Genomic DNA, 7,826 nt, shown 5'->3' with positions numbered 1-7,826 from the left:
AGAACTAAATGTAAATGTATCATTTACATGATTATAATTTCTATGTTTAGATGAAGATTTTATGTCTAAATGGTATCATATTGATCTCACTATTTTCTGTGGGGCTGTGCTTCCCCGAGCTTCTCCTTAAAAAAATCCATGGTTCTGCTCCAGGCTAAAGTTGCGGCTTCCTTGTCATACCTTGGAGTTGTGTTATTGTGAAACCCATGATTTGCATTCTCATATATGTAGGCTGTATATTCTTTTTTTGCTTCCTTGAGGGCCTTTTCATACTCTGGCCAACCTTTGTTCACTCTTTCGTCTAATCCTCCAAATTGTAGCAGAAGAGGAGCGTTAATTTTGTCGATATCTTCTTTTGGTTGAGATCCGTAAAACGGTACAGCAGCTGATAAAGCAGGTACTTTTACCGCCATCATATTCGAAATCCAGCCCCCAAAACAAAAACCAACAACACCAACAGAGCCGTTGCAATCGGGATGCGCTTTCAGGTACTCATATGCTGCTATAAAATCTTCAAGCATTTCAGTTTTGTCTCTTTTCCGTTGCATCTCCCTTCCATCGTCGTCATTTCCAGGATAACCCCCGAGCGGGCTAAGTGCGTCCGGGGCGATGGTTATAAAACCGTCCAATGCTGCTATTCGTGCGGTATCTTCTATGTAAGGATTGAGCCCTCTGTTTTCATGAACTACTACGATGCCACCCATTTTAGCGTTCCTGTTTGAAGGTTTAGATACTAAAGCATTGATGGTTCCACCTCCTTTTGGGCTTTCGTATTGTATGAATGCCGAATCCAGTCTTGGATCATTCGGTTGTACCTGTACTGAATTTAAGTAGTCAGGCAGGATAAAACTTAAAAGGGAAGAAACTGTGATCCCGCCAACAGCGTATACAGAAAGTTTCTTAATAAAATCTCTTCGCTGTATGATGTTATGTGCATAATCGTCGTAAAGGTCAAATACTTCTTGATTGATATCTTTTTTCTCTAATTTCTTCATTATCTGTTAGGTTTGCTGTTTCCAATTTCTGCTTGTTTATAAAGATAGAAAATATTCAATACACACTATATAGATTTATTTCTATGGTATAAATTGCGTAGGAATAAAAAAGATACATCAAAATTCTTACTTTCATGGTTTAAACCGTTTATGGTCAATTCAATTCTAAATAAGGCATTCGAGGCAGCTAAGAAAGTAACCTTTGAAAAAGATGCCAAACTGATTTTTTTTAGTGATCTCCACAAAGGGGACAATAGTTATGCAGATGATTTTAGAAATAATATCAGGGTATACTCCCATGCCTTACAGACATATTTTGATAAGGATTTTACCTATGTGGAGTTGGGTGATGGCATTGAATTGTGGGAAAACAAATCTTTTAAACCTATCTTCGATGCTTACCAGCCCATTTTTAGCTTACTTCAGAGGTTTCATGAGAAAAAGAGGTTGTATCTGTTATGGGGCAATCATGACATGGAATTCAGGGATCCGCTAAAAGTGGAGCAGGTGATACGGAACTTTTTTCCGCCTAAAAATATCACCGATAAGGAAGCTTACTTTAACCTGGCTTATTACGAGAGCCTATTAATTAATTTTGAAGGATCTAACAGGTCTATTTTTGCCCTTCACGGTCATCAGGCAGACTATATGAATTACAGGCATTGGAAAATCAACAGGTTTTTTGTTCGTTATTTCTGGAAGTACGCGCAAAAGTGGTTCGGGATCAGAGATCCGACCAGTCCTGCGAAAAATTACAAGGAGCTTGTCAAGGTGGAAAAAAAGCTTCATCAATGGATTCTAGATCACAATCAACAAATGGTGCTGTGCGGACATACACACAGGCCAAGATTTCCGGATCCCGGCGATATTCCTCTGTTTAATGACGGAAGTTGCGTACATCCTAAGTCAATTATTGGAATTGAAATAGAAAATTATGAGATTTCACTGGTGAAATGGTATTTGGATGCGGGCGCAGATAAGGCAATCGTTAAAACGATATTGGAAGGACCGGTTTCCTTAGAGAAGTATCTCTAGCATGTATTTGTATCACCTGACATATGATGTCGCACGTTTATAGCTTAGTCTCATGTATCTTTGAGCTAATGATTTATGAAACATAAAGTAAATAAGTTCATAAGTATGAGAATTTCCCTAAGAAGAAACATAAATCATCAAATAGCTACAGGAAAAGAAAAATAAGTGATGACAGATCTGCTGAAAAACTTAAAACGCTCTATGCATATGATAGAGCGTTTCTTTATTTTTATCCTATGAATCGAGCCTAAACAGGTCTGCCATTCTCAAAATTAATTTTTTCTAGCAATTCTCCAGTTTCAGAAAAAGATTCAAAAGTACCGTCTTTTCTGTTATTCTTGTAGTAGCCAACTGTCTTAAGCTGCCCGTTTTTATAGTATTCTTCATAGGGTCCTTCTTTTCTGTCATCCGTCCAGGTTATGGAAGTCATAATTTGCCCATTATCGTAGTATTCTTCAATGTTTCCTTCCAATCGACCATTGTCATAGCTTCCTTTTCGCCATGGCTTGCCATTTTTATGATAGGTTTCAAAGTCACCATCTTTTTCATTAAAAGTGTATTGCGCTTTTACCTCAAGCTGCCCATTGTCATAAAACTTTTCATACGGCCCGTGTTTTTCTCCATCTGTCCAGAAGATCTTTTCATCGATTTGCCCATTTGAATAATAAAGGGTGCTTTCTCCGTGTTCTATACCATTTAAAAGTGTCCACTCACTTTTAACTTTTCCATTGGTATAGTTTTCATAGGCTATTCCGGTAAATTTAACATCGTTGTGATGAAAAACTCCATGTATAACCTTGAATTCAGATTTTTCTATGCGAACGGCCTCTTGCTGACAGCTAGCTGATATCAATAGTAGGCCAAGAGCAAGAACAGACATTATTTTCTTCATGACTTGAAAATTTTTATAAATTGTTGAATTAGTAAATTATTTAGCATTTCAAATGTATATAAATCCTGCTTATTTGCTCTCCAAATTAATTGAAAAATTTAATGCAAGACAAAAAAAATAATCAATATAAATAAGAAGGAACAGTCCTGTTTTCAATTAGCTTCCATCCCAGGTTGATTCCAGGAAATTGATGAAGTTTAGGCTCATAATATTTTCAATATCTTTTTTTGAATACCCTTTGGATGCCAGTTTTTCCGGAATGCTTTGCAGATCTGCAATCGTTTCCAGGTCCGATGGACACTGCTCTTTTCCAAATGCGCCATCCAGATCTGTACCGATACCAGCATGTTTGCTATTGCCGGCCAATTGACAAATATGATCAATATTATTTACCATCAGATCCAGGGTAACGCCCATGCTTTCCGGCGTTGAGATACCTCTTTTCCAATTCGGAACCATCATCCAGGCATCAAGTGCTACTCCAATAACAGCCTTACGACTAATTAGTTCTGTTATCTGTTCATCAGCAAACTGCCTGTTGTGATCAACAAATTTCCTGCAATTGTTATGGCTGGCCCATACAGGGCCGTCATAGACCTTCATGGTTTCCCAAAAACTTTGGTCACAAAGATGTGTGGCATCAAGGATTAATCCAAGTTCACTTATTACTTTTAGGAGTTCTTTGCCTTTTTCACCAATTCCTCCAACAGAATCAGTTCCGTGTGCATAGGTTCCAGGACCATAATGAGCAGGTCCTATAGCTCTGAGCCCTTGTTCCCATGCTTGATATAGGTAGTCAGGAGAAACGATGGAATCAGCGCCCTCAAGGCTTAAAATGTATCCTATGGGGGTATCTTTGGTGTTGGATTTCCAATTTTCAAGATGACTTCGAAGATCTGAAAGATTTTTAATGGCTCTCAGTTCACCTGATTTTTCCATTTCTTTATACCAGGCCAATTGTCCCTGTGTCTGAGACCAGGCCTGCTGAGGTGAATTCCAACCAGGCAATTCGCTGTCTCTTTTTACATACCTTGCGATTTGCGTAGCTACACAGATACCGATGTTTCCTCGGCGCATTGCTCCGAACGATACGGTATTTTTGCCGCGATCCGGCTTGTCTGTCATGCCCTCTTCGCTTTTTCTTATCTCATCTACTGTCCAGCGTAAATCTCGGTTCCACTCCAAGGCGTTCATGGATAAATCAAGGTGTGCATCAAATACCAGCATACTTATTGTTGTTTAGTGATTCGAATGTATTTTTCAAGGATATAACGGTCTAACCCGGCTTCTTCAATTTTTTCATGTCCTTGTTGAATTAAAGAGTCTCCTTTTACTTCAGCTTTAAAAGGAAAAACATGCCCTCTGTAAGCAGGAGCATTTATAAAATCGAGGGTTTCAATATAATCTTCTCCGTCATAGGTGTAGGTTCCTCCACCAGCAGTAAAAGTTTCATCGCTACCTTTGCCTTGATCGAAAAAGGCAAAATGACTCTCGTTAATGATCTTGATAAATTCTGTTTTATTCAGGTCTTTTACCTGTATCGAATCTTGCTCTTTGATGTGGGCATAGACAAGTTTCCAAGACCCTTCAATGTTGTTTTTTTCTAGGTTTTGAGAAACGACATTTGTATTTTTATCTTGTGTACATCCTATCAGTAGTAAGTTTGTAAGTATCAGGAATACAGTATTTTTCATAATTTCATTTAAAGTTATTAATTGTTAATGGTCGCGTGCGGCCACCATCCATTTTCCCACTGCAATATGATCCTTTATGGCATATGCATATGGGAATTTTGAGACAGTTGGGCATACGTGAATTGGAAGCGCAAAATGAGTGTCGCCAATTGCATGTTCGTCGCTATTATCGCAGGCAACAACGAGGTGTTCTTCGCTTTGAGAAATTTGTTTAAAATTGTTGTTTGATAAAAAATGCACTCTTGGAAGCTTCATTTCGGAGGCTACTGACTTATGTCCAAGATCAAAACATATTAAATTTTTATCTGGCTTGCTAACGATGCGGGTCATCAATATGGCAGCAGGTAAAAACTTTAAATCCCGGTAGTTGCTTGCGTAGCCGTAATCCCATAGAAGCGGTGTTCCAGGACTTAATTCCACCTGATCTCTTTTTTCATGTATTGGGAAAGTGGGTGTACCTCCTGCCACTACCAGTGGTTTTTCAGCCCCATCTTTTTCGAGTCGCTCTATCAGAGCAGCAATCTTATGATAGTCTTTATTGCAGGCCATTTCACGTTGGTTAAGGTCACCGTTGTGGATGTGTCCGTCATATACATGCAGTCCGAGAAGGTTGATCTCTGGATCATTTTGAAGCGAATGGAAAAGTGTTACCGCTGTTTCATTCGGAAGAATACCTGTGCGGTTCATTCCGTTGTTTATATCAATCCAGAGGTTTAGTTGCATGTTTGCTTTTTGAGCAGCTTTCCTGAAAGTGAGATGAGTTTGTTCGGAATCTACCAGTGTAGAGAACGAGATCTCGGGATAGTCTTTCATCAGCTGAAGAAAGCTATCCAGATGACGGGCTACAGGCTGCATCGCCAAAAGAATGTCTGTAGCGCCCGATCTGGCCAGTAATTCGGCTTCAGAAATGGTAGCACATTTGTATTTATTTATTCCAAGTTGTAGCTGAATTTCAATCACTTCAGCCATTTTGTGGGTTTTGATATGTGGTCGAAGTCGGTCATGATCTTTTGCCATGGAGCACATCAGTTCCGCATTGTATTGAATTCTGTCAGGATAAACAAGCAAGCTGGGACTTTCAAGTTTATGGCTGTCTTTTAGCTCATACCAGTTCATTGCACATGATTTTTAATAAAGCTCAAACATGGCTTCCACTTCTACAGGGATGCCGTCAGGAAGCATCATTCCAACCGCTGATCTTGCGCCAATACCATATTCTTTGCCAAATACGTCGGCCATTAGTTCGCTGAATCCATTCATCACCAATGGTTGTCTTTGAAAATCTGCGGTGCAATTCACCATGCCTAAGACCTTGACAATGCGTTTAACCTTGTCGATATCTCCAAAATGGGTGAGAATGGTGGAGAGCATGGTAAGGCCCACTTGTCGGGCGGCCAACTTTCCTTCTTCAAGGCTCAGGTTGTCGCCAACCCTCCCTTGCATCAAACTGCCGTCAAAGTTGACGGGTGCTTGCCCTGAAACGTATAAAAACTTCCCGACGACTAAAATTGGTCTGTAAACTCCTGCTGGTTTAGGGGCCGGAGGGAATTTTAAATTTAATTCTTCAATTGTTTGAGATACTAACTTGCTCATTTGATTATAATTTTAGACAAATAGATTTAATATTAAGACCCCCGTGATTCCTATAACACCTACCATTGTTTCCATTACGGTCCAGGTGCGCAGGGTGTCCTTAACGGATAAATTAAAATATTCCTTAAAGAGCCAGAAACCGCCGTCGTTAACGTGAGACAGCATAAGACTTCCAGAGCCTATGGCAAGTACCATCAGTTCCGGCGTTACTCCAGAACCGCTAACAAGTGGTAAAACAATACCTGCGGCTGTTAATCCGGCTACAGTTGCTGATCCAATACAGACTCTTAAGATTGTGGCAATAAGCCATCCTAACACCAAAGGAGGGATGCTTGATCCACTCAATAGGGCTCCCAGATAGTCACTTACCCCGCTATCTACCAGGATCTGCTTGAGAGCTCCGGCTCCTGCAATAATCAGTAAAACCATGGTAATACTGGCAACAGAAGTTGCTACTGAGTCCATGACTTCCTTCATTTCTTTGCCCCTTCCAAGGCCAAGCGTATAAATAGCTACCAGCACTGAAATTAGCATTGCCATTACTGGATTTCCGACGAAAATGATAAGATTCCGCATCGGAAAGTCCAAAGGCAGTATATAGTCCAGTAGGGTGGATAAGCCAATCAGAATGACGGGCAATAAGGCGGTGAAAACGCTAACGCCCATCTTGGGCATTTCTTCGTCTTTTAATACGGTTGGGTTGTGAAACTCAGGTAGGGGAGTTGCTACCACTTTTTTAATGGTTCTTGAAAAGAGGGGTCCGGCAATAACAATGGCTGGTATCGCAACGATAATGCCGTACAACATTGTTTTCCCAATACTTGCGTCAAACATGCCGGCTATTGCTGTAGGTGCCGGATGGGGAGGTAAAAAGCCATGGGTAACGGATAATGAAGTCAGCATCGGTAATCCTACGTAAATCAATGGCAGGTTTGTGGCTGCTGCTACGGTAAAAACAAGTGGAATTAGAATGACAAATCCGACAGTGTAGAACATGGGTATACCAACAATAAAGCCTGCCAGTACCACAGCCCATTGTATGTATTTAAGACCAAAACTATCAACAAGTTTGGTGGTGATACGCTGTGCGGCACCACTATCGGCCACAAGTTTGCCAAGCATTGCTCCCAAACCTAATATTAATACCAGAAAGCCCAGCGTGTTTCCAATACCGGTTTGTATGGATACAATAATGCTATTGAGTTCCATTCCCTGTAAAACTCCCACGAGCAGACAGACAATGACAAAGGAGATAAATGCATTTAATTTAAAAACAGCAATTAATAAAAATAAAAGGATGATACCTAATACAACGATAAGAAGCGGCATAGAAGTTTATTTATGTTTGGAATTCATAAAGCTAAACTAAAAATTAAGAACCCGAAAGAAAATATATAAAGACAGAAGGGGGTAAGTTGTCGACGAATAGCATTTTTCATGGTAAAACGAGTTGCCGAATGCAGTGTTTGATTCCTGTGTATTTTAACGCAAATCATTGCGGGAAATGCATGAATTTACTCATTCTTGTGCTGTTCTTGTGACTTTAAAAATAAGCTAATGTGTCGCTTTAGGTAAATCTTTTAAAAATAAGATTATGAGACTTTTAGTATGTAACTA

General features: G+C 39.9%; 8 protein-coding genes. 1 reads left to right on the top strand and 7 read right to left on the bottom strand.

The genetic code is table 11. From position 1 onward, the window contains the following. Positions 1–89: 89 nt before the first annotated feature. The gene (locus ACR2MV_RS12030; protein ID WP_434022164.1) at positions 90–995 is read right to left on the bottom strand and encodes a dienelactone hydrolase family protein; all 906 of its coding nucleotides are present in this window, start codon (positions 993–995) and stop codon (positions 90–92) included. A gap of 150 nt (positions 996–1,145) precedes the next feature. Between ACR2MV_RS12030 and ACR2MV_RS12025 the strand changes: the two genes are divergently transcribed. Then, positions 1,146–2,030, top strand: a complete 885-nt coding sequence (locus ACR2MV_RS12025; RefSeq protein ID WP_434022163.1) for a metallophosphoesterase — start codon at positions 1,146–1,148, stop codon at positions 2,028–2,030. A gap of 247 nt (positions 2,031–2,277) precedes the next feature. On the opposite strand, the gene ACR2MV_RS12020 is transcribed toward ACR2MV_RS12025, so the two are convergent. The 6 genes from ACR2MV_RS12020 to ACR2MV_RS11995 form a co-directional block, all read right to left on the bottom strand. Continuing rightward, positions 2,278–2,922: a toxin-antitoxin system YwqK family antitoxin gene (locus tag ACR2MV_RS12020; RefSeq protein ID WP_434022162.1), complete on the bottom strand. Its 645-nt coding sequence runs from the start codon at positions 2,920–2,922 to the stop codon at positions 2,278–2,280. Positions 2,923–3,078: 156 nt separating this feature from the next. Further along, entirely contained in the window at positions 3,079–4,149 is a 1,071-nt protein-coding gene (locus ACR2MV_RS12015; RefSeq protein WP_434022161.1) for a dipeptidase, read from the bottom strand. Between the two features lie 2 nt (positions 4,150–4,151). Further along, positions 4,152–4,616, bottom strand: a complete 465-nt coding sequence (locus tag ACR2MV_RS12010) for a hypothetical protein (RefSeq protein ID WP_434022160.1) — start codon at positions 4,614–4,616, stop codon at positions 4,152–4,154. Positions 4,617–4,640: 24 nt separating this feature from the next. Continuing rightward, positions 4,641–5,732 carry a D-TA family PLP-dependent enzyme gene (locus ACR2MV_RS12005; protein ID WP_434022159.1) on the bottom strand — a complete coding sequence of 364 codons (1,092 nt, stop codon included), beginning with the start codon at positions 5,730–5,732 and terminating at the stop codon, positions 4,641–4,643. Positions 5,733–5,744: 12 nt separating this feature from the next. After that, positions 5,745–6,209, bottom strand: a complete 465-nt coding sequence (locus ACR2MV_RS12000) for a RidA family protein (protein ID WP_434022158.1) — start codon at positions 6,207–6,209, stop codon at positions 5,745–5,747. Positions 6,210–6,221: 12 nt separating this feature from the next. After that, a complete protein-coding gene (locus tag ACR2MV_RS11995) occupies positions 6,222–7,538 on the bottom strand; it encodes a gluconate:H+ symporter (protein WP_434022157.1) in 1,317 nt (438 codons plus the stop codon). Between the last annotated feature and the right edge of the window lie 288 nt (positions 7,539–7,826).

This window comes from Lutimonas sp. (assembly GCF_051011215.1).
GTDB lineage: Bacteria > Bacteroidota > Bacteroidia > Flavobacteriales > Flavobacteriaceae > Lutimonas.
This window is presented reverse-complemented; position numbering and strand designations above follow the sequence as displayed.